The organism is Petropleomorpha daqingensis, from assembly GCF_013408985.1.
GTDB lineage: Bacteria > Actinomycetota > Actinomycetes > Mycobacteriales > Geodermatophilaceae > Petropleomorpha > Petropleomorpha daqingensis.
The window spans coordinates 3881981-3903647 of the sequence record NZ_JACBZT010000001.1; the positions used below are offsets into that span (position 1 = coordinate 3881981).

At 71.9% G+C, this 21667-nt stretch carries 15 protein-coding genes; 12 read left to right on the forward strand and 3 right to left on the reverse strand.

The window, feature by feature from the left end:
- Window position 1 precedes the first annotated feature (1 nt).
- Entirely contained in the window at window positions 2-2635 is a 2634-nt protein-coding gene (locus tag GGQ55_RS19275) for an MGH1-like glycoside hydrolase domain-containing protein (RefSeq protein WP_218859346.1), read from the reverse strand.
- A 56-nt stretch (window positions 2636-2691) separates the two neighbouring features.
- Window positions 2692-3582: a DMT family transporter gene (locus tag GGQ55_RS19280; protein WP_179719489.1), complete on the reverse strand. Its 891-nt coding sequence runs from the start codon at window positions 3580-3582 to the stop codon at window positions 2692-2694.
- Between the two features lie 111 nt (window positions 3583-3693).
- On the opposite strand from GGQ55_RS19280, the gene GGQ55_RS19285 reads away from it, so the two are divergent.
- From GGQ55_RS19285 to GGQ55_RS19325, 9 genes are all read left to right on the forward strand, one after another.
- Window positions 3694-5106 (forward strand): amino acid permease, encoded by a 1413-nt coding sequence (locus tag GGQ55_RS19285; protein ID WP_179719491.1) that lies wholly within the window; start codon window positions 3694-3696, stop codon window positions 5104-5106.
- A gap of 31 nt (window positions 5107-5137) precedes the next feature.
- Complete coding sequence (locus tag GGQ55_RS19290; RefSeq protein ID WP_179719493.1) at window positions 5138-6373, forward strand: arginine deiminase; 1236 nt, start codon at window positions 5138-5140, stop codon at window positions 6371-6373.
- A gap of 31 nt (window positions 6374-6404) precedes the next feature.
- Window positions 6405-7697 carry an APC family permease gene (locus GGQ55_RS19295; protein ID WP_218859347.1) on the forward strand — a complete coding sequence of 431 codons (1293 nt, stop codon included), beginning with the start codon at window positions 6405-6407 and terminating at the stop codon, window positions 7695-7697.
- The gene (locus GGQ55_RS19300; RefSeq protein WP_179719495.1) at window positions 7694-10411 is read left to right on the forward strand and encodes a cation-translocating P-type ATPase; all 2718 of its coding nucleotides are present in this window, start codon (window positions 7694-7696) and stop codon (window positions 10409-10411) included. The genes GGQ55_RS19295 and GGQ55_RS19300 overlap by 4 nt, the downstream gene beginning before the upstream one ends.
- Window positions 10412-10515: 104 nt before the next feature.
- On the forward strand, window positions 10516-11520 hold the full coding sequence (argF, locus tag GGQ55_RS19305) for an ornithine carbamoyltransferase (protein ID WP_179719497.1): 1005 nt from the start codon (window positions 10516-10518) through the stop codon (window positions 11518-11520).
- Between the two features lie 10 nt (window positions 11521-11530).
- Window positions 11531-12463 (forward strand): carbamate kinase, encoded by a 933-nt coding sequence (gene arcC, locus GGQ55_RS19310; RefSeq protein ID WP_179719499.1) that lies wholly within the window; start codon window positions 11531-11533, stop codon window positions 12461-12463.
- The gene (locus tag GGQ55_RS19315; RefSeq protein ID WP_179719501.1) at window positions 12460-15267 is read left to right on the forward strand and encodes a cation-translocating P-type ATPase; all 2808 of its coding nucleotides are present in this window, start codon (window positions 12460-12462) and stop codon (window positions 15265-15267) included. The genes arcC and GGQ55_RS19315 overlap by 4 nt, the downstream gene beginning before the upstream one ends.
- Window positions 15268-15301: 34 nt before the next feature.
- Window positions 15302-16111, forward strand: coding sequence for a class II glutamine amidotransferase (locus tag GGQ55_RS19320; protein WP_366489739.1), 810 nt, complete (start codon window positions 15302-15304; stop codon window positions 16109-16111).
- A 28-nt stretch (window positions 16112-16139) separates the two neighbouring features.
- Window positions 16140-17285: a carboxylate-amine ligase gene (locus tag GGQ55_RS19325; protein ID WP_179719505.1), complete on the forward strand. Its 1146-nt coding sequence runs from the start codon at window positions 16140-16142 to the stop codon at window positions 17283-17285.
- A 3-nt stretch (window positions 17286-17288) separates the two neighbouring features.
- Here GGQ55_RS19325 and GGQ55_RS19330 read toward each other — a convergent pair whose 3' ends face one another.
- Complete coding sequence (locus tag GGQ55_RS19330) at window positions 17289-18302, reverse strand: AraC family transcriptional regulator (RefSeq protein WP_179719507.1); 1014 nt, start codon at window positions 18300-18302, stop codon at window positions 17289-17291.
- Between the two features lie 197 nt (window positions 18303-18499).
- On the opposite strand from GGQ55_RS19330, the gene GGQ55_RS19335 reads away from it, so the two are divergent.
- From GGQ55_RS19335 to GGQ55_RS19345, 3 genes are read left to right on the forward strand one after another with little or no spacing between them, the layout of a single operon-like run.
- Window positions 18500-19477, forward strand: coding sequence for a quinone oxidoreductase family protein (locus GGQ55_RS19335; RefSeq protein WP_179719509.1), 978 nt, complete (start codon window positions 18500-18502; stop codon window positions 19475-19477).
- 29 nt (window positions 19478-19506) lie between these two features.
- A complete protein-coding gene (locus GGQ55_RS19340; RefSeq protein WP_218859349.1) occupies window positions 19507-20424 on the forward strand; it encodes a TauD/TfdA dioxygenase family protein in 918 nt (305 codons plus the stop codon).
- Between the two features lie 40 nt (window positions 20425-20464).
- Window positions 20465-21517: a beta-keto acid cleavage family enzyme gene (locus GGQ55_RS19345; RefSeq protein ID WP_179719511.1), complete on the forward strand. Its 1053-nt coding sequence runs from the start codon at window positions 20465-20467 to the stop codon at window positions 21515-21517.
- The last annotated feature ends 150 nt before the right edge of the window (window positions 21518-21667 follow it).

A 21667-nucleotide genomic window follows, 5' to 3' on the forward strand; every position in this document is an offset into this window, starting at 1 on the left:
CCTAGGAGCGGTCGGCGGCCACGAACGTGGCGAACCGGCGGCTGGTGACGAGGTCGGCGACCAGCGCGGTCCAGCCGGTCTGGTGGCTCGCACCGAGCCCGGCACCGGTGTCGCCGTGGAAGTACTCGAAGAACAGCAGCTGGTCGCGCCAGTCCGGGTCGCTCTGCAACCGCTCGTCGTCCCCGAACACGGGCCGGCGTCCGTCGCGCTCGACCCAGATGCCCACCAGCCGGTCGGCCAGCGCCCGCGAGACGTCCACCAGCCGCATCCGCCGGCCCGAGCCGGTGGGCATCTCGACGGTGAGGTCGTCGCCGAAGTACCGGTCGAGGCGGGCCAGGGCGTTGACGATCAGGTAGTTCATCGGGAACCAGACCGGCCCGCGCCAGTTGGAGTTGCCCCCGAACATGCCGGTGCGCGACTCACCGGGCTCGTAGTCCAGCCGGCCGTCGGGCCCGAGGTCGAGCGGGTGGTCGGCGTGGTACCGCGACACCGCGCGGATGCCGTGCGGGGACAGGAACTCCGACTCGTCCAGCAGCCGGGTGAGCATGCGCTCGAGCCGGCGCCGGCCGAACACCGACATCAGCCGGCGGCCGGTCGGGCCCGGGCGGTCGAACTCGGCCAGCGCGTCGAAGCGGTCGCCGTACCGCTCGGCGAACCACTCGATCCGCTCCCGCAGCGCGGGCAGCTGCTCGAGCAGCTTCTCGGTGGGGACGGCGAAGGCGGCCAGCGGGAGCAGCCCGTCGACGGAGTGCGCGCGGATCGGCCACGACCGGCCGTCGGGGGTGTGGACGGCGCTGTAGTACAGGCCGTCCTCCTCGTCCCACAGCCCCTGGTCGGCCATGGCCAGCGCGATGACCCAGAAGTGCTCGAAGAACTTGACCGCGATGTCCTCGTAGGCCGGTTCCTCGGCGGCCAGCGTGACCGCCATGGCGAGCAGGCCCAGCTCGAACAGGGCCACCCAGGCGGTGCCGTCGACCTCGACCAGCCGGCCCCCGCCGAGGTCCGGCGGGTGATTGCGGTCGAAGGGCGCGATGTTGTCCAGCCCGAGGAAGCCACCGGCGAACAGGTCCTTGCCGTCGACGTCGACCCGGTTCATCCACCAGGTGAAGTTGACCAGCAGCTTGTTGAACATCGCCGTGAGCCAGGCGAGGTCCTGGCCGCCGTCGATGGCGAACACCCGCATCGCGGCCAGCGCGTGCACCGGCGGGTTGACGTCGCCGAAGTCGTACTCGTAGGCGGGCAGCCGGCCGCGCGGGTCCATGTACCACTCGTGGGTCAGCAGGAGCAGCTGCTGCTTGGCCAGGCTCGGGTCGACGTGGGCCAGCGGGATCGTGTGGAAGGCGAGGTCCCACGCGGCGAACCACGGGTACTCCCAGTCGTCCGGCATCACGATCACGTCGCTGGCGTGCACGTGCTTCCAGGTGCTGTTGCGCCCGGCGCGGCGCGACTGCGGGGGCGCCGGCTGGCCGGGGTCGCCCTCGAGCCAGCGGTCGACGTCGTAGTGGTAGTACTGCTTGCTCCACAGCAGGCCGGCGAAGGCCTGGCGCATGATCCGCGCCTCGTCGGCGGTGGCGTTCTCGGGGACCAGCGGGGCGTAGAACTCGTCGGCCTCCCGTGCACGGTCGGCGAGGACGGTGGCGAACCGCTCGCCGACGTCGCCGGCCTCGGGCGCCAGCCGGACCCGGATCTCCGCGGTCCCGCCGGCCGCGACCTCCAGCCGGTACCACAGCGCCGCCTTGGTGCCGCGCCGCTCCGGGTTCACCGTGGCGGCGCCGTGGACGACCGCGTCGCCGATCCCGTCCTTGGGGTAGGCCGTGCCGCGGTCGACGCCGTAGAGCCGGCGCAGGTTGGTCTCGTTCTCGCAGAACAGCGGCTCCGGGTCGCCCGACCAGGTCAGCGCCCGGGCACCGAGCTCCTCGTGCGCGACGGTGATCCGTCCGCCGCCCAGGGCGAGCGAGGGCTTCGGCGAGCCCGGCTCCCAGTCCCAGGTGTTGCGGAACCACAGCGTGGGCAGCACGTGCAGCGTCTCGGTGCGCTCGCCGAGGTTGCGCACCGTCACCCGCATCAGCAGATCCTCGGGAGCGGCCTTGGCGTGGTCGACGGTGACCTGCCAGCAACCGGAGTCGAAGACGCCGGTGTGCAGCAGCTCGAACTCACCGACGTCCTTGCCGCGGCGGGCGTTCTCCTCGACCAGCCGCTGGTACGGGAACTCCGCCTGCGGGTAGTGGTAGCGCCAGCGCATCCACGAGTGGGTCGGCGTGGAGTCCAGGTACCACCAGTACTCCTTGGCGTCCTCGCCGTGGTTGCCCTCCGGGCCGGCCAGCCCGAACATCCGCTCCTTGAGGATCGGGTCGCGGCCGTTCCACAGCGCCAGGCCCAGGCACAGCCGCTGCTTGTCGTCGCAGACCGCGGCCATGCCGTCCTCGGACCAGCGGTAGGCCCGGGAGCGGGCCTGCTCGTGCGGCAGGGACCACCACGACTCGCCGTCCGGGCTGTAGTCCTCCCGCACCGTGCCCCAGGCGCGGGCCGCCACGTACGGACCCCACCGCCGCCACGGTTGCGCGCCCGCGTCGGCCAGCCGCAGTCGTTCCCGTTCGGCCCCGAGCACGGCCCCTGATCCGCCGGTGTCCGCCACGTCGCCGACTCTGCCGGGGCACCTCGCGGGCCTGCCTCGTCCCCGGCGCATGAGGCTCAGGGCAGCGCGTCCTCGCTCGGCTCCGGTTCGACGGCCGAGGACCGCGGCCCGGTCGCGGTCAGGAGGCCGACCCCGACCGCGACGCCCGCGAAGGCGATCCCGGCCAGCGCGACGGTCACCGGGTCGTCCGAGAAGTGCTCACCGAACAACCACACCGACAGGCCGGTGGCCACCATCGGGTTGAGGACGACGAGCAGCGGCTGGGACACGGTCAGCGGTCCGGCGTGCAGGGCGGCCTGGACCACCACCCCGCTCGCCGCGCCGGAGGCGATGAGCGCGTACACCGGCCAGTTCGTGAGGACCGCCGAGAGCCCACCCGCGCTCAGCTCCCCGGTCACGGTCTTGATCAGCGCGGCCTCGAGCGCGCCCAGCACGGCCCCGGACGTCGCGAAGCAGGCGGCCCGGCGGGCCGGCGTCCCCGACAGACCCAGCACGGCGGCGCCCCCGGCGGCCCCGCCCGTGGCGAGCAGGGCCCACACCCAGGCCGAGGCGGTCGCGTAGGGATGGCCGCCGCGGGGTTCGGCGGCGACGAGGAACACGCCGAGCGAGCCGCACAGCAGCACCGCCGAGCCCCACGCCGCCGCCCGGACCGGCCAGTGGGAGACGAACCGGCGGATCAGCAGCGTGAACACCAGCTCGGTGACCAGGACCGGCTGGACGACGGAGAGCCGGCCGAGGTGCAGCGCCAGCGCCTGCAGGCCGAACGCCACCAGCCACGCCGCCTGGCCGAGCAGCCACAGCGGGTGCCGCAGCAGGTGCCCGACCAGCCGCCACCCCGTCACGCTGCTCGGCGTGCCGCGGTTCGCGTCGCGCTGGAGGACCACGTAGACGGCTGCCGACAGGGCGGACAGCACCGCGAGGACGACGGGGAGAGCGCTGCCGCGCACGTCGGGAGCCTGGCGGTGCCGCGACGGCGAGCGATTCATCCGGAACGGGGGAGGTTTCCTGTGAACGCCCGCCGATGCAATGGCCTCGCCGTCGACGACCCGGAGGCCTCCATGAGCACGGCATCCGCCCCTCCGACCGGATCCACCCCCGTCGCAGAGCAGGAGCCGCGCGGCACCCTGGGCCTCGGTCCGGCGACGGCGCTGATCGTCGGGTCGATCATCGGCGTCGGCATCTTCAACCTGCCGTCGTCCCTGGCCGGCTACGGCCCGATCAGCCTGATCGCCATGGCGCTGACCACGATCGGCGCCCTCGCCCTGGCGATCATGTTCGCCTCGCTGTCCAAGCGGCTGCCCGCGGACGGCGGCCCGTACGCCTACGCCCGCGCAGGCTTCGGCAACATGGCCGGCTTCTCCAACGCCTGGCTGTACTGGATCACCGCCTGGTCGGGCAACGCCGCGATCGTCGTCGGCTGGGTGCTGTACGTGGAGGAGTTCGTCAACAAGGGCCAGAACAAGTGGCTCTCGATCCTGATCGCGCTGGTCGGTCTGTGGGTGCCCGCGGCGATCAACCTCAGCGGCGTCAAGAACATGGGCGCCGTCCAGACCTGGACGTCGATCCTCAAGTTCATCCCGCTGGTGTTCATGTCGACCGTCGGGCTGTTCTTCATCAGCTCCGGCAACTTCACGCCCTGGAACATCAGCGGCGAGAGCAACCTGTCCGCCATCGGCGGCGCGATGGCGCTGTGCCTGTTCTCCTACCTCGGCGTCGAGACCGCCGCCGTGGCGGCGGCGAAGGTCCGCAACCCCGAGCGGAACGTCCCGCGGGCGACCATCTTCGGCACCCTGGGCACCGCCGTCGTCTACCTGCTGTCGCTGATCGCGGTGTTCGGCATCGTCGCCAGCTCCGCGCTCAGCGAGTCCACCGCGCCGTTCTCCACGGCGGTCAACAGCATCTTCGGGGGCACCTGGGCCGGCTACGTGATGGCCGCGCTGGTGGTGATCTCCGGCTTCGGGGCGCTCAACGGCTGGACGATGATCTGCGCCGAGATGCCGCTGGCCGCGGCCAAGGACGGGATGTTCCCCGAGGCGTTCGGCAAGCTGAACAAGAAGGGCGTGCCGGCCTTCGGCATCATCTCCTCGACCCTGCTCGCCTCGCTGTTCATGGTCTTCTCCTACGCCGGTTCGGCCGGGATCACGGTCTTCAACACCCTCGTGTACATGAGCGGCATCACGGCCGCCATCCCGTACGCCTTCTCCGCCGCCGCGCAGATCAAGTGGCGGCTGGTCGACCACCGCGAGTTCCACACGCCGCGGTTCGCCCGGGACGTCGGGATCGCCGGAATCGGCCTCGTGTTCTCGATCCTGTTCGTCGTCTACTCGCGCAACACCGGCGAGGAGGCCGTCTGGCGGCAGTACCTGCCGTTCATCTTCGCCGGCATCGCGTTCCTGGCCGGCATCCCGATCTACCTGCGGCACCGGGCCTCGATGGGCCCGCCGCCCGCCGTCCCCGCCTGGCGTCCCTGAGCACCGCACCGCCCGAGAAAAGGAGCACCCCATGTCGTTCCACGTCGACTCCGAGGTCGGTCGGCTGCACCAGGTGATCGTGCACAAGCCGGGTCTCGAGCTGACCCGGCTCACCCCGCAGAACGTCGACGACCTGCTCTTCGACGACGTCATGTGGGCCCAGCGCGCCCGCGAGGAGCACGACGCCTTCGTCATGAAGCTCGAGGCCAAGGGCGTGAAGGTCTACCTGTTCCACGACCTGCTCGCCCAGGCGCTCGACCAGCCCGGGGCCCGGGAGTTCGTGCAGGACGAGCTGACCACCGCCACCCGGTTCGGCCCGGCGCTGGACGCGCCGCTCGACGAGCTGGTCGCGCAGACGCCGGCCGACCGGCTGGCCGAGGCGCTCGTCGGCGGCGTCCTCAAGTCCGACCTGGACCTGCCCAAGACCTCCAGCCTGCTGCTGGAGTACCTCGACGACGACGACTTCCTGCTCCCGCCGCTGCCCAACCACCTGTTCCAGCGGGACAACTCGGCCTGGGTCTACGACGGGCTGTCGGTCAACCCCATGAGCAAGCCGGCCCGCAAGCGGGAGACGATCAACTCGCGGGTGATCTGGAACTTCCACCCGATGTTCCGCGACAACCCGCCGCACTTCTACTACGGCAACGACAGCGAGAACCACGACCCGGCCAACTGCGAGGGCGGCGACATCCTCGTCATCGGCAACGGCACGGTCATGGTCGGCATGGGGGAGCGCAGCAGCCCCCAGGGCATCGAGTTCCTGGCCCGCGAGTACTTCAAGCACGGCAAGGTCACCAAGGTCATCGCCGTCGAGCTGCCGAAGACCCGCGCGTTCATGCACCTCGACACGGCCATGACGATGATCGACCGCGACGCGTTCAGCGTGTACCCGATGCTGCCGCCGTCGCTGCGGTCGTTCACCCTCACCCCGATCGGCACCGGCGGCGACTACCAGGTCACCGAGAACGCCGAGCTGTTCCCCGTCGTCGCCGACGCGCTGGGCGTGGAGAAGATCCGGGTCATGCGGACGCCGATCGACCTGCTCGGCGCCCAGCGCGAGCAGTGGGACGACGGCAACAACTTCCTCGCGATCGCGCCCGGCGTGATCTTCGGCTACGAGCGCAACACGACCACGAACACGTTCCTGCGCAAGAACGGCATCGAGATCGTGACGATCGCCGGCGAGGAGCTCGGTCGCGGTCGCGGCGGCCCGCGGTGCATGTCCTGCCCGATCGAGCGCGATCCCGTCGACGCCGCGGTCGCCTGAGCCCAACGGTCGGGCTGGTCGAGCCGTGGCGGTGGACGACCGGACCGCGAAGGCGCTGTCGGTCCGTCAGGCGGCGTTCATCGGGGTCGGGGCGATGGTCGGCGCAGGGATCTTCTCCCTGCTCGGCGCCGCCGGCGAGGTGGCGGGCGCGGCGGTCTGGCTGTCGTTCCTCCTCGCCGGCGGGGTGGCCGTCCTGCAGGGGTACTCGTTCGCCAAGTTCGGCGCCCGGTACCCCTCGGCCGGCGGCTTCCTCGAGTACGTGCTGCGGGGGTTCGGCAACGGCCACCTGCTCGGCGTCGTCGCGTGGCTGCTGCTCGCCGCGAACTGCATCATCACCGCGATGGTGGCGGTCTCCTTCGGGAGCTACGCCAGCGGCGCCCTGACCGACGGCAGCACCGCGTGGACCAAGGTCTTCGCGGTCGTGCTGATCGCGGCCATGACCGCGCTGAACGTCCTCGGCGCGCAGGCGGTGGCCCGGACCCAGACCCTCATCGTCTACGTCGTCATCGGGATCCTCGTCCTGTTCGCCGTGGTGACCCTGGTGAACATCGACCCTGGCCTGCTGTCGTTCTCGGGCTACCCGCCGTTCCGGCACATCGTCTCCAGCGTCGCCCTGACCTTCTTCGCCTTCCTCGGGTTCGGCGTGATCACGTTCACCGCGAAGGACCTGGCCCACCCGGCCAAGCAACTGCCGCGGGCGATCACCATCGCGCTGGGGATCGCGACGGTGATCTACGTGGCGGTGGCGCTCGGCGTCTTCGGCACGCTGACCGTCGACGAGGTCATCTCCTCCGGCGGGACCGCGCTGGCGGAGGCGGCGAAACCCGTGCTGGGCAACGCCGGCTACTGGCTGATGACGGTGACGGCGCTGTTCTCGACGGCCGGCGCGACCAACGCCGGGCTCTACCCCGCGGCCGGGGTCTGCGAGGAGATGGTCGCGACCGGTCAGTTCCCGCCCGTGCTCGGCCGCCGGCTGGGCGGGCGGGCGTCGTCGGGGCTGCTGGTGACGGCGGTGGCCTCGATCGTCCTCGCCGTCGGGTTCGACCTGAGCGCCATCGCCTCGATCGGCAGCGCGATCGCCCTGCTCGTGTTCACCCTGATCACCGCCGCCCACTTCCGGGTGCGCGGCGAGACGGGCGCGAGCCTCCCCGTCCTGGTCCTCGCGATCGCGAGCACGCTCGTGGTGCTGCTCGCCTTCGCCGTCACCACGCTGGTGTCCGAACCCGCGACGCTGGTCGCCATCGTGGTCATCCTGCTGCTCAGCGTCGTGCTCGACGTCGGCTGGAAGCGCCGGCGCGACTCCCGGACCGAGGTAGGGACATGACCGCGCAGGCGGACACGCAGCAGATCCGAGTCGCCGGGGGAGCGGCGTGGTACGCGCGGCCGCCCGAGGAGGTCGCCGCCACGCTCGGCGTGGACCCCGCGGTCGGCCTGCCGGCGACCACGGCCGCCCAGCGACTGCGCGACAACGGCCCGAACGCGCTGCCGGAGGAGAAGTCCAAGCCGGGGTGGCTGCGCTTCCTCGAGCAGTACCGCAGCTACATGCAGATCATCCTGGTCGCCGCCGCGGTCGTCTCCCTGGTCATCAAGGAGTGGAGCACCGCGGTCATCCTCGTCGCGCTCACCGTGCTGAACGCCGTGGTCGGCCTGCGCCAGGAGGGCAAGGCCGAGAGCGCGATGAACGCGCTCAAGTCCATGATGAAGGCGACCGCCCGGGTCCGGCGGGACGGCGCGGAGTCGCAGATCCCGGCCGAGCAGGTGGTCGTCGGCGACGTCGTCCTGATCGCTGCCGGCGACGAGGTGCCCGCCGACGGCCGGATCATCACCGCCAGCGCCCTGCAGATCGACGAGTCCGCCCTCACCGGGGAGAGCGTGCCCGCGGCCAAGGGCGCCGAGACGCTCTCCGGCGACGACCTGGGGCCGGGTGACCAGACGAACGTCGCGTTCATGAACACCCCGGTCACCCACGGCAGCGGCACGGTGATCGTGACCGCGACCGGCGCCGACACCGAGGTCGGCAAGATCTCCGGGATGCTCGCGGCCACGGCACGCGAGCAGTCCCCGCTGGACCGGGAGCTCGACCGGCTGACCCTGTGGATCGCGGCCGCCGCCGGACTCACCATGATCGTGATGTTCGTGCTCGGCCGCGCCCGGGGGGAGGCGTGGGACGCGCTGTTCGTCAGCGCGGTCGCCCTCGCCATCGCGGCGATCCCCGAGGCGCTGCCCACCGTGGCGCAGACGATCCTGTCCCTCGGCGCCGTCGACCTGGCCAAGCAGCACGCCATCGCCAAGGACCTGCCCTCGGTCGAGACCCTGGGGTTCACCTCGGCGATCAACTCGGACAAGACCGGCACCCTGACGATGAACCAGATGACCGCGGTCGAGGTGGTGGGCACGACCGACCGCTACGCCATCTCGGGCACCGGGTACGAGCTCGACGGGCAGGTCCAGCACGCCGCGGGCTCGTCGGCCGGCATCGAGGGCGCGATCCTGCCGTACCTGGTCGCCAACGACGCGAAGCTGGTCGAGGGCAAGGTCGTCGGGGATCCCACCGAGGGGGCCCTGCTGGTGCTCGGCCACAAGGCCGGCCTGGACATCGAGGGCACCCGGGACCGGCTGCCGCGGCTGGCCACGCTGCCGTTCGACCCCGGCTACAAGCTGATGGCCTCGTTCAACTCCACGACCGACGCCTCCGGCGCTCCGGTGGTGCGGCTCTTCGTCAAGGGGGCGGCGCCGGCGGTGATGGGGCGGGCGGCCAGCGCCCTGTCCGGCAGCGCGAGCGTCCCGTGGGACGAGCACCTGGACGCCCGGGCCACGACCGAGATGGAGCGGATGGAGGGCGAGGGGCAGCGGGTCATGGCCGCGGCCACGCGGGACCTCGATCCGGCGTCCTTCGACCCGGCGGGCGACCTCCTCGGCTACGTCACCGACCTGCAGATGGTCAGCCTGGTCGGGATGGTCGACCCGCCGCGCGCGGAGTCGGCGGCCGCGGTGGCCAGCGCGCAGGCCGCCCACATCCGGGTGCGCATGGTCACCGGGGACGACGTCACCACCGGCGCGGCCATCGCCAAGCAGGTCGGGATCCCGGGGGAGGCCATCCTGGGAGCGGACTTCGCGGCGTTGCCCGAGGCCGAGCGGCTGGCGCGCATCGACGACATCGGCGTGGTCGGCCGGGTCGCGCCGGAGCACAAGGTGCTGCTCGCGGACACGCTGAAGAAGAAGGGCGACGTCGTCGCGATGACCGGCGACGGCGTCAACGACGCACCGGCCATCAAGGCCGCCGACATCGGCATCGCCATGGGCAGCGGCACCGAGGTGGCCAAGAACGCCGGCAAGATGATCCTGTCCGACGACAACTTCGCCACGATCGTCTTCGCGGTGGAGCAGGGCCGGAAGATCTACGACAACCTCTCCAAGTACATCCGCTTCGTGCTGGTGCTCCTGGTCGTGTTCGTCCTGACCTTCCTGGGCGCCTCGCTGTTCAACATCGCGGCCGGCGAGCCCTTCACCTCACCGCAGGTGCTGTGGATCCACTTCTTCGTCAACGCGCCGTTCGGCTTCGCGCTCGGCTTCGACCGGGAGAGCCCGGGGTTGATGGCCCGGACGCCGCGCCGCCGGGGCGAGCCGGTGCTGACCCGGAGCGTGGTTCTCACCGTCGGGCTGACCGGGCTCGCGATCACCGTCGGGCTGCTGTCGCTGATCCAGCTCGGCTCCCGGACGTTCGACAGCGTCCAGGTCGGTCAGTCGATCGCGTTCACGTCGTTCGCGCTGTGCCTGATCGTCGCCGCCGTCCAGTGCCGCAGCGAGACGGAGACCGCCCTGACCACGCAGACCTTCGACAGCAAGCAGCTGAACTGGGCCATCTTCGGCGAGTTCGTGCTCGCGGTGCTCACCACCCAGATGGACGTGTTCAACCGCCTGCTCGGCACCGTCCCGCTGACCGCGCAGCAGTTCGGCTGGGCGCTGGTGCCGGCGCTGGCGCTGCTGGTCCTGTGGGAGCTGGGCAAGCTGATCGCTCGTCGCCGGAGCCACCGGTAGCGCGGCAGGGCGGGGGATTCATCCGCTGAGGGGGAGGACCCCCGCGGGACGCCCCGGCTGGAATGGCGAGGTCGGCGCAGCCCTGGCCTGAGGAGAGAGTCCCGATGCCCCTCAACCTGCACTCCCGCGACTTCCTCAAGGAGATCGACTTCAGCACCGCCGAGCTGCAGTTGCTGCTCGACCTGTCGCACGAGCTCAAGCGGGCCAAGGCGACCGGCACCGAGCGGCAGCGGATGCGCGGGCGCAACGTCGCGCTGATCTTCGAGAAGACGTCGACGCGCACCCGCTGCGCCTTCGAGGTCGCGGCCTACGACCAGGGCGGGCACGTCACCTACCTGGACCCGCAGTCCTCGCAGATCGGGCACAAGGAGTCCGCCGCCGACACCGCGCAGGTGCTCGCGCGGATGTTCGACGCGATCGAGTTCCGCGGCAAGGCGCAGGCCACCGTCGAGGAGCTGGCCGCCAACTCCGCCGTCCCCGTCTACAACGGGCTGACCGACGAGTGGCACCCGACGCAGATGCTCGCCGACTTCCTCACCATGACCGAGCACTCGGGCAAGCGGCCGCACGAGCTGACCTACTGCTTCATGGGCGACGGCCGGTTCAACATGGGCCGCTCGCTGCTCGTCACCGGCGCGATCATGGGCGCCGACGTGCGGATCTGCGCTCCCGAGGCGCTCTGGCCGGACAAGGACGTGCAGGACCTCGCCCGGGAGCGGGCCGAGGAGTCCGGCGGGCGGGTCACGCTGACGGCGGACCCGGCCGAGGCGCTGCCCGGCGCGGACTTCGTGCACACCGACGTCTGGGTGTCGATGGGCGAGCCGGACGACGTCTGGAAGACCCGCGTGGAGGAGCTCAAGCCCTACCAGGTCAACGCCGGGGCGCTGGAGCGGACCGGCAACCCGCGGGTGCGGTTCATGCACTGCCTGCCGGCCTTCCACGACACCAACACCGCGGTCGGCCGCAAGGTCGCCGACCTGACCGGCATCACCGACGGCCTCGAGGTGACCGACCAGGTCTTCCGCTCGCCGGCGAACATCGCGTTCGACCAGGCGGAGAACCGGCTGCACACGATCAAGGCGGTCATGGTCGCCACGATCGGCGATTGAGGAGCCGACCATGAGGATCGTCGTCGCCCTCGGGGGCAACGCGTTGCAGCGCCGGGGTGAGCCGATGACCGTCGAGGGCCAGCGGGCGAACGTGGCCGTCGCCTGCCGGTCCCTGGCGCCGGTGGCCATCGACCACGAACTGGTCATCTCGCACGGCAACGGCCCGCAGGTGGGGCTGCTCGCGTTGCAGGCCTCGGCCTACGACGACGTGTCGATCTACCCCTTCGACGTCCTCGGCGCGCAGACCGAGGGGATGATCGGCTACCTCATCGAGCAGGAGCTGGGCAACCTCGTCCCGGCGGAGAAGCGGCTGGCGACCGTCCTCACCATGACCGAGGTCGATCCGGCCGACCCGGCGTTCGAGAACCCGACCAAGTTCGTCGGTCCGGTCTACACCGGCGAGCAGGCGGGCAAGCTCGCCGAGCAGCGCGGCTGGGTCTTCAAGGCCGACGGTGACAAGCAGCGGCGGGTGGTGCCCTCGCCGGTGCCGCAGCGGATCATCGAGATCGAGCCGATCCAGTGGCTGCTGCAGCACCGCTGCGTCGTGGTCTGCGCCGGCGGTGGCGGCATCCCCACGATGTACGAGCCGGGCACGCACACCCTCATCGGCGTCGAGGCGGTCATCGACAAGGACCGCGCCAGCGCCGTCCTGGCCGGTGACCTGGGCGCCGACCTGCTCGTGATCGCCACCGACGTCGACGCGGTGTACCTGGACTGGGGCACGCCGCAGCAGCGCGCGGTCGTCACGGCGCACCCCGACGCGCTGGACCCGGCGCTGTTCCCGGCCGGCTCGATGGGCCCCAAGGTGGAGGCCGCCGCGCACTTCGCCCGCGCCTCCGGGCGGCCGGCGGTCATCGGCTCGCTGGAGCAGCTGTCGGCGATGCTCGCCGGCGAGGGCGGCACCCGCATCTCGGTCGAGGCCGAGGGGATGGAGACCCGATGAGCGCCCCGACCGACCCCGGCGTCGCCGCGCACCCGACGGTGCCGGTCCCGCGGGTCGGGGAGGAGGAGACGCCGCCCTGGCTGCGCTCGGCCGCGGAGGTCATCGTCGCGGCCGGCATCGACCTGCAGCACGGGCTCAGCCACCGGGAGGCGGCCCGCCGGCTGCAGGAGGTCGGGCCGAACAAGCTGACCAGCGAGAAGCCGCCCTCGGGCTGGGTGGTGGCGCTCGGCCAGCTGCGCGACCCGATGAACATCATGCTGATCGCGGTGGCGGTGGCCAGCCTGCTCATCGCGCAGATCTCCACCGCCGTGCTGGTCTTCGCCCTCGTGCTGCTCAACGTGGTGCTCGGTGCCCGGCAGGAGCTCAAGGCCCGGGCCAGCGTCGACGCCCTGGCCAAGCTCCAGGTGCCGCAGACCCGGGTGCTGCGCGAGGGGCAGGTGCAGCTCATCCCGGCCGAGGAGGTCGTGCCGGGTGACGTCGTCCGGCTCGAGGCCGGCGACGTCGTCCCCGCCGACGGCCGGGTCGTCGTGGCCGCGACGCTGGAGACCCAGGAGGCGGCGCTGACCGGGGAGAGCGCGCCGATCAGCAAGGGCGCGGAGACCCTCCCCGGGCCCGAGGTCGCGCTCGGTGACCGGGTCAACATGCTGTTCCAGAACACCTCGGTCACCCGTGGGACGGCGACGATGGTCGTCACCGCCACCGGCATGCAGACCGAGATGGGCCGGATCGCCACCATGCTCACCTCGGTGGAGCGGACCCGCTCCCCGCTGCAGAAGGAGCTCGACGGGCTCACCCGCGTGCTCGGCATCATCGCCTGGTCGGCGGTGGCGCTGATCATCGTGGTCGGCCTGATCCGCGACCTGCCGGCCGAGGACGTGCTGCTGCTCGGCACCGCGATGGCGATCTCGGCCATCCCGACCGGCCTGCCGACCTTCGTGCAGGCGATGCTCTCCTACGGCGCCCGGCAGCTGGCCGACGCCAAGGCCGTGGTCAAGAACCTCACCGACGTCGAGACCCTGGGCGCCACCAGCGCGATCAACACCGACAAGACCGGCACGCTGACGCTCAACCAGATGATGGTCTCCACGATGTTCGTCGACGGGGCCTGGTTCACCGTCGAGGGCGAGGGCTACAAGAAGACCGGCGGGATCCGCTCGGTCGCGGGCGCCCAGCTCCCGGACTTCACCCGGCTCGCCTACGCCCTGGTGCTCGACAGCGACGCCACGGTCGGGGACGACGGCGCGGTCATCGGCGACCCGACGGAGGCGGCGCTGGTGGTCCTCGCGGCCAAGCTCGGTGTCGACGCCGACCAGACCCGGCGGGCCTACCCGCGGCTGGCCGAGGTGCCCTTCGACTCCGAGTACAAGTTCATGGCGACGTTCCACAAGATCGAGATCGACGGCGCGTCCTACGTGGTCGAGCTGGTGAAGGGCGCACCGGACGTCGTCCTGGACCGGTGCAGCATCGCCGGCGGACCGTTCCGCTCGCAGCGGCTGCCGATCGAGCAGGAGCGCGGGCGGATCGAGGCGGCCAACCGCGCGATGGGGGAGAAGGGCCTGCGGGTGCTCGCCTTCGCGGCCCGAATCGTCGCCGACGACGAGCTGCCGACGATGAACAGCGACCCGATGGCGCTCACCCGAGACCTCGGGTTCGTCGGGATGGTCGGCATCATCGACCCGCTGCGGCCGTCGGCGAAGGCGGCCGTCGAGACGGCGCTCCGGGCCGGCATCGACGTCCGCATGATCACCGGCGACCACGCCGTGACCGCGCACGCGATCGGGGAGTCGCTCGGTCTGGGCGAGGGCGCGATCAGCGGCGCGGAGCTGCAGACCCTCTCCGACGAGGAGCTGCGCCGGCGGCTCCCCCGGCTGCACGTGTTCGGCCGGGTGACGCCGGAGGACAAGCTCCGGCTGGCCCGGCTCATGCAGAACGAGGGTCTGATCGTCGCGATGACCGGGGATGCGGTCAACGACGCCGCCGCGCTCAAGCAGGCCGACATCGGCGTCGCGATGGGCAGCGGCAGCGAGGTCTCCAAGCAGGCCGCGCGGATGATCCTCACCGACGACAACTTCGGCACGCTCGTGCACGCCGTGGAGCTCGGCCGCAGCATCTACGGCAAGGTCGTCTCCTACATCCGCTACCAGATGACCCAGCTGCTGTCCCTGGTGCTGCTGTTCGTGACGGCGACGGCGTTCGACATCAACAGCGGCGTCGCCATGACCCCGCTCATGGTGCTGTTCCTCAACTTCTTCGTGTCGATCTTCCCGGTCGTGGTGATCATGCTCGACCCGGCGGATCCGCAGATCATGGACCGGCCGCCGCGGGACCCGAAGGTGGGGATCACCAACGGCCCGGCGGTGACCCGGTGGGTGCTCTACGGCGGCGTGCTCTTCCTGGCGGCGCTCGTCCCGCTGGTGGCCGGGCCGGACCAGCTGCACACCGATGCGCCGAGCGCGTCGATGACCATGTGCTACGTCGTCATCGGCCTGGGCACGATCTTCAGCGGCGTGGTCATGCGGCGCGATCCGACGTCCGGGCTGACCCCGCCGATCCTGACGGCGGTGAAGTGGTCGGTCCTCCCGGCGCTGCTGCTCGTGCTCTCCACGCAGCTGGACTTCCTGCAGCACGCCCTGCTCACGCAGTCGCTGTCCGGACTGCAGTGGCTGGCCTGCATCGGCCTGGCGCTGGTGCTGCCGATCGTCGTCGAGATCGACAAGGGGATCCGCCGGACACGGTCGCACCCACCGGCGGGACTTCCGGTGGAGACTGCCGTCGCACCGGCCCGAGCGACCGTGGGGGTCTGACATGTGCCGCTGGATGGCGTACAGCGGGAGTCCCGTGCTGATCGAGGACCTGCTCTACACGACGGAGAACTCGCTGATCGTGCAGAGCCTGCACTCCCAGCTGGGGGTCGAGCCGACCAACGGCGACGGCTTCGGCGTCGGCTGGTACGACGACCGGCCGACCCCGGGGCGGTACCGCAGCACCGAGCCGGCCTGGAACGACCGCAACCTGCGCGAGGTGGCCGGGCACATCCGCTCGCCGATGGTGCTCGCCCACGTGCGGGCCTCGACCGGCACACCGGTGCAGCTGACCAACTGCCACCCGTTCCGGCACGGACCGTGGCTGTGGATGCACAACGGCGGGCTGGCCGGTTTCTCCGCGATGAAGCGGGATCTCCTGCTCGCGGTGGCGCCTCAGCTGTTCCCGCACATCGAGGGCTCCACCGACTCGGAGCTGTTCTTCTACCTGGCGCTCACGTTCGGGCTGGAGTCCGACCCGCCGGCCGCGGTGGCCCGGGCCGTCGGGCTGATCGAGGAGGTCGGCCGTCAGCACGGGCAGCAGTTCCCGGTGCAGATGACGGTGGCGACGACGGACGGCGACACCCTGTGGGCGTTCCGGTACTCCACCGAGGGGCGGTCGCGGTCGCTGTTCCGCAGCACCGACATCAGCGTGCTGCGCGAGCAGTACCCGGACAACCCGGTGCTGCACCGGCTCTCCGACGACGCGCGGCTGGTGGTCTCCGAGCCGCTGGGCGGCCTGCGCGGCGCCTGGCACGAGGTGCCCGAGTCCACCTGCATCGTCATCCGGCACGGCCAGGAGGAGTTCCTGCCGTTCGCGCCGACGGTGCTCGAGCCGGTCGGGTGATCCGCTCGGCGACGGGGACCGGTTGCCGGTGACCGCCGTGCCCCGGCTCGTCGTCGGCGATCTCCCGGTGCGGGACGGCGACGTGCCCACGGTGGGGGTCGAGGAGGAGTTCCTGCTGCTCCGGCCGGACGGGCGCACCGCGCTGGTCGCGCCCGACGTGCTGGCGGGCCTGCGCCCCGAGGTCCGCGCGCAGTCGGAGTTCGCCCGCTGCCAGGTCGAGACGACGACGGGGGTCTGCACGGAGCTGGGCACGGTCGCTCGCGAGCTGGCCGCGGCGCGCCGCACGCTGGCCGCCGCCGCGGCCGACCGGGGCGCCTTCCTCGTCGCCTCGGGCACGCCGCCGTTCGACGCCCCGGGACTCTCCGAGCTCACCGACGACCCGCGGTACCGGCTGCTGGTGGCCACGGTCCCGGGCGTGACCGGCGAGGAGATCACCTGCGCCGCGCACGTCCACGTGGCGGTGCCCTCGCGGGACCTCGGGGTGGCCGTGCTCGGCCGGCTGCGGCCGTGGCTGCCGGTGCTGCTGGCCATGCACGGCAACAGCCCGCTGTGGCGCGGGCAGGACACCGGCTGGGCCAGCCACCGGTTCGTCGTGCAGCGGCGGTGGCCGTCGTTCGTCCCGCCCCCGCGGTGCGCCGACGCGGGGGAGTACGACCGCCGGATCGACGACCTGGTCGAGAACCGGGCGGCGCTCGACGGCCGGGGCGTCTACTTCTGGGCCCGGCTCTCGCCCCGCTACCCGACGCTCGAGATCCGCATCTCCGACGTCTGCCTCACCGTCGAGGACGCGGTGCTCCTCACCGGGCTGTGCCGGGCCGCGGTGATGACCGCGATCGCCGACGAGCTGGCCGGCCGGCCGGTGGTCGACCTGCCCGAGCCGGCGCTGCTCGCCGCCGGGTCCGCCGCGGCCCGCAGCGGTCCGGCGGCGCTCGTGCCGGTCCCGGGACGGGACGCGTTCGCGCCGGCCGCCGAGGCGCTCGACGAGCTGCTGAGCGCGGCCGCCCCGGCGCTCGAGGCGTCCGGCGACCGGGAGCTGCTCGGCCGGCTGCTGGCCGGGTCCCGGAGCCGGCCGTCCGGGGCCGAGCGGCAGCGGGCGCTGTGGCGGCTCGGCGACCGGCCGCGCCTGGTGCGCACGCTGGCCGCTCTCACCGCGGGCGGCGACCCCCGGCGCTGAGCATCAGGCCGGCGCCGGCCGCTGCGCCGTCGTCCGCCACTCGGTGGGACTGCGGCCGAACTGCTGGCGGAACCACCGCGAGAACGCGCTGGGCGCGGTGAACCCGAGCAGCTCGGAGACCTCGGTGAGCGAGTACCGCTCCGCGGAGAGGTAGCGCTCGGCGAGGGCCTCCCGCGTGCGGTGCACGATCGCGGAGAACGACGTGCCGTCGGCGGCGAGGTGCCGGTGCAGGGTCCGCTGGGTGACCCCGAGGCTGCGCGCGACGTGCACCGTCGAGCACCGGCCGAGGGGCAGCAGCAGCTCGACCAGGTGCCGCACCTGGTCGGTCACCGTCGCCGCCCGCGGGCCGCCGAGCGCCTGGAGGAACTGGTCGGTGTAGGGCCGCAGCAGCGGGTCGGCCGTCGTGTTCGGGGTGTCGAGCTCGGCGGTGTAGAAGACCAGGCCGGTGAAGGCGTGCCGGAAGTGCAGCCGGGGCCCGAACACCTCCCAGTGCGTGGTGAGCACGGCCGGCGCCGCGGAGGCGAAGCAGACCGACAGCGGCTCCCACTGCCGGCCGAGCAGTTCCCGGACGATGGCCAGCAGCGCCGCCATGGCCAGGTCCAGCGACTGCCGCGTCGGGACGGGCTCGCCGAACTCCAGCCACATCCGCAGGGTGGTCAGGTCGCCGTCCTCCTCGAGCCGCAGGCGCAGGGCCTCGTTGTAGCTGTGCTCGTAGCGCGTCAGCAGACCCAGCGCGCTGCGCAGGTCGGGCTCCTGGCGCAGCACCACGCTCAGCGGCCCGAGCGTCGCCAGCCGGCGCAGGCGGGACAGCCGCAGGCCGAAGTCCGGCAGGCCGGACTCCTCCGCCGAGCGCTCCAGCACCCGGGCGACCGAGGCCGCGGGGACCCACTTGTCCGGGACGGCGAGGTCGGCCACGGACAGGTCGGCGGCGGCCAGCAGGCGGGCCGGGTCGAGCCCTGACCTCCGGGCCAGGCCGACGTAGCCGTCGAGCGTGGCGCAGCGGCAACTGGGGCGCATCGGAGGCCTCCCGCACGACTCGACCTGTCCGAAGAGGCTAAGACCCCTGTCCGGATCGGTACAGCCCGGCCGGGTGGCCGATCCCACACTGGAGGCCGTCCGGGGGAGACGAGAACAGCCCCCCGAACCCGTCCCACATCCCACGCACACGCGCGAGTGCCGCGTGTCCTCGGCGTACCCGGAAGAAGGAGATCTGCATGGCGAAGGGCATCCGCTTCTACGAGACCGGCGGTCCGGAGGTGCTGCGCTGGGAGAGCCTCCCCGTCGGCGAGCCCGGCCCCGGCCAGGTGCGGATCCGCCACGCGGCCGTCGGCCTCAACTTCGCCGACACCTACTTCCGCTCGGGCCTCTACCCGGCGGCGCTGCCCACCGGCATGGGTGTCGAGGCGGCCGGCGTGATCGAGGAGGTCGGCCCCGGCGTGGTCGGCTTCGCCGAGGGCGACCGGGTGACCTACACCGGCAGCCCGCTGGGCGCCTACAGCACCGAGCGCGTGATGGACGCCGCGCACCTGATCCCGCTGCCCGACGCGATCGGCTTCGAGACCGCCGCGGCGATGACCATGCGCGGGCTGACCACCGGCTACCTGCTGCGGCGCATCGCCGACCTGCAGGCCGGCGACACCGTCCTCCTGCACGCGGCCGCCGGCGGCGTCGGCCTGATCTTCTGCCAGTGGGCGAGCCTGCTGGGCATCCGCGTCATCGGCACCGTCTCCACCGACGAGAAGGCGGAGATCGCCAGGGCGCACGGTTGCTGGGAGACCGTCGTCCACACCCGCGAGGACGTCGCCGCCCGGGTGCGCGAGCTGACCGACGGCGCCGGCGTCCCGGTCGCCTACGACAGCATCGGCCGGACCACCGTCCCGTCGTCGCTGGACTCGCTGCGCCGGCGCGGCCTGCTGGTCTGCTTCGGCACCGCCTCCGGCCCGATCCCGCCGATCGACGCGATGCAGCTGGCGGTCAAGGGCTCGCTGTTCGTCACCCGCCCGGCGCTGGCCGACTACATCGCCGACCCGGCGGAGCGGGGCGCGCTGGCCGGCGAGCTGTTCGACCACGTGGCCTCGCGCCGGATCACCGTCCCGATCAACCAGCGCTACGCCCTGGAGGACGCCGTCCGCGCCCACCAGGACCTGGAGTCCGGCCGCAGCGTCGGCTCCTCCGTCTTCGCCCTCGCCTGAGCGACCCCACCCCCTCAAAGGAGAGAACCGTGTCCGTCGTCGTCGACTCCACCGTGGAGCGGGAGGCCTGGCCCTCCTTCACCACCGGCGCCCACTCGATCGAGGTCGTCCCGCTGACCGCGACCATCGGCGCCGAGCTGCGCAACGTCAGCCTGGCCCGGGCGTCCCGCGACGCCGAGCTCTTCGCCGAGCTCAAGGCCCTGCTGCTGCAGTACAAGGTCCTGTTCGTCCGCGACCAGGACATCACCCGCGGCGAGCACGTCGCCCTCGCCGAGCGCTTCGGCCCGCTCGAGGACCACCCGGTGGCCGGCAGCGACCCCGACCACCCCGGTCTGGTGCGCATCTACAAGGACCTGGACAGCGCGCCCGAGCACTACGAGAACGCCTTCCACTGCGACGCCACCTGGCGCGAGGTCGCGCCCATGGGCTCGGTGCTCCGGTGCGTCGAGTCGCCGCCCGTCGGCGGCGACACGATCTGGGTGAACATGGTCGAGGCCTACCGCCGGCTGCCCGAGCACGTGAAGCAGCAGATCGCCGGCCTGCGGGCGCGGCACAGCATCGAGGCCAGCTTCGGCGCCTCGATGCCGGAGGAGAAGCGGCGCGCCCTGCACGCCACGTTCCCCGACGCCGAGCACCCGGTCGTGCGGACCCACCCGGAGACGGGCGAGGAGATCCTGTTCGTGAACGCGTTCACGACGCACTTCGTCAACTTCCACACGCCGGAGAACGTGCGATTCGGGTTCGACTACGCGCCGGGCGCGAGCGAGCTGCTCAACTACCTGATCCGCCAGGCCGCCGTCCCGGAGTACCAGGTCCGCTGGCGCTGGACGAAGAACAGCTTCGCCATCTGGGACAACCGCGCGACCCAGCACTACGCCGTCCAGGACTACTGGCCCGCCGTCCGCAAGATGGAGCGCGCGGGAATCGTCGGCACCCCTTCCTTCTGACCCCCACTCTCTCCCACCCCTCGCAAAGGAGCGATTCCCCGTGTACTTCCTCGACGACTCCCTGTTCCCGGAGAACCAGGAGAAGCTGGTCATCACCGCGGCCCCGTACGGCCCCGAGTGGGAGCCCGCCGACTTCCCCGAGGACATCCCGCTGACCATGGACCAGCACGTGCAGCAGGCCGTGGACTGCTGGAACGCCGGCGCCACCGTGCTGCACATCCACGTGCGCGAGCTCGACGGCAAGGGCTCCAAGCGGATGTCGCAGTTCAACGAGCTGCTCGGCCGGCTGCGCCTGGCCGTGCCGGACATGATCCTGCAGGTCGGCGGCTCGATCTCCTTCGCCCCGGAGGGCGACGGCGCCGAGGCCAAGTGGCTGTCCGACGACACCCGGCACATGCTCGCCGAGCTCGACCCCAAGCCCGACCAGGTGACCATCGCGATCAACACCTCGCAGATGAACATCGTCGAGCTGATGACCGACTCCGACATCGAGGGCACGTCGTTCCAGCGGCCGGAGCTGTACGAGACCTACCGCAACATGGAGGTGCCGGCCAACCCCGCGTGGGTCGAGGAGCACCTGCGCCGCCTGGTCGCCAACGGCATCCAGCCGCACTTCCAGCTGGCCCACTCCGCGCAGCTGGAGACCGTGGAGCGGATGGTCCGCCGCGGCGTCTACACCGGCCCGCTCAACATCACCTGGGTGGCGATCGGCGGCGGCTTCGACGGCCCGAACCCGTACACGATGATGGAGTTCATCCGCCGGGTGCCCGACGGCGCGTCGCTGACCCTGGAGAGCATCCAGCGCAACGTGCTGCCGATCAACGCGATGGCCCTCGCCCTGGGCCTGCACACCCGCTGCGGCAACGAGGACACGCTGTGGCGCAAGCCCGGCGAGAAGATCACCTCGGTCGCCGCCATCGAGCAGCTGGTCCGGATCGCCACGGAGCTCGGCCGCGAGGTCGCGACGGGCAAGGAGGCCCGCGAGATCTACAAGCTCGACGAGCACTGGGGCAGCACCGACGAGGCGCTGGCGAAGCTCGGCTACCCGCCGAACCGCAAGCCCGGCCAGGTCGGCTTCCTGCACCACGCCTGAGCACGAACCGCCCGATCAGCACCGCCTGATCCGACGGTCCTCCTCGGCCGTCCGCGTGGGGTGCGGGCTTCCCTTCCCGCACCCCACGCGCCATCGTCGACTCGCGAACCACGGGGATCCGACGTCGACCCACCCCCTGCCGGGACCCCG

Coding starts and splice junctions, on each gene's coding strand:
- GGQ55_RS19285 (WP_179719491.1), top strand. CDS start 3,694: ATGAGCACGGCATCCGCCCCTCCGACCGGATCCACCCCCGTCGCAGAG.
- GGQ55_RS19290 (WP_179719493.1), top strand. CDS start 5,138: ATGTCGTTCCACGTCGACTCCGAGGTCGGTCGGCTGCACCAGGTGATC.
- GGQ55_RS19300 (WP_179719495.1), top strand. CDS start 7,694: ATGACCGCGCAGGCGGACACGCAGCAGATCCGAGTCGCCGGGGGAGCG.
- argF (WP_179719497.1), top strand. CDS start 10,516: ATGCCCCTCAACCTGCACTCCCGCGACTTCCTCAAGGAGATCGACTTC.
- arcC (WP_179719499.1), top strand. CDS start 11,531: ATGAGGATCGTCGTCGCCCTCGGGGGCAACGCGTTGCAGCGCCGGGGT.
- GGQ55_RS19315 (WP_179719501.1), top strand. CDS start 12,460: ATGAGCGCCCCGACCGACCCCGGCGTCGCCGCGCACCCGACGGTGCCG.
- GGQ55_RS19330 (WP_179719507.1), bottom strand. CDS start 18,302: ATGCGCCCCAGTTGCCGCTGCGCCACGCTCGACGGCTACGTCGGCCTG.
- GGQ55_RS19335 (WP_179719509.1), top strand. CDS start 18,500: ATGGCGAAGGGCATCCGCTTCTACGAGACCGGCGGTCCGGAGGTGCTG.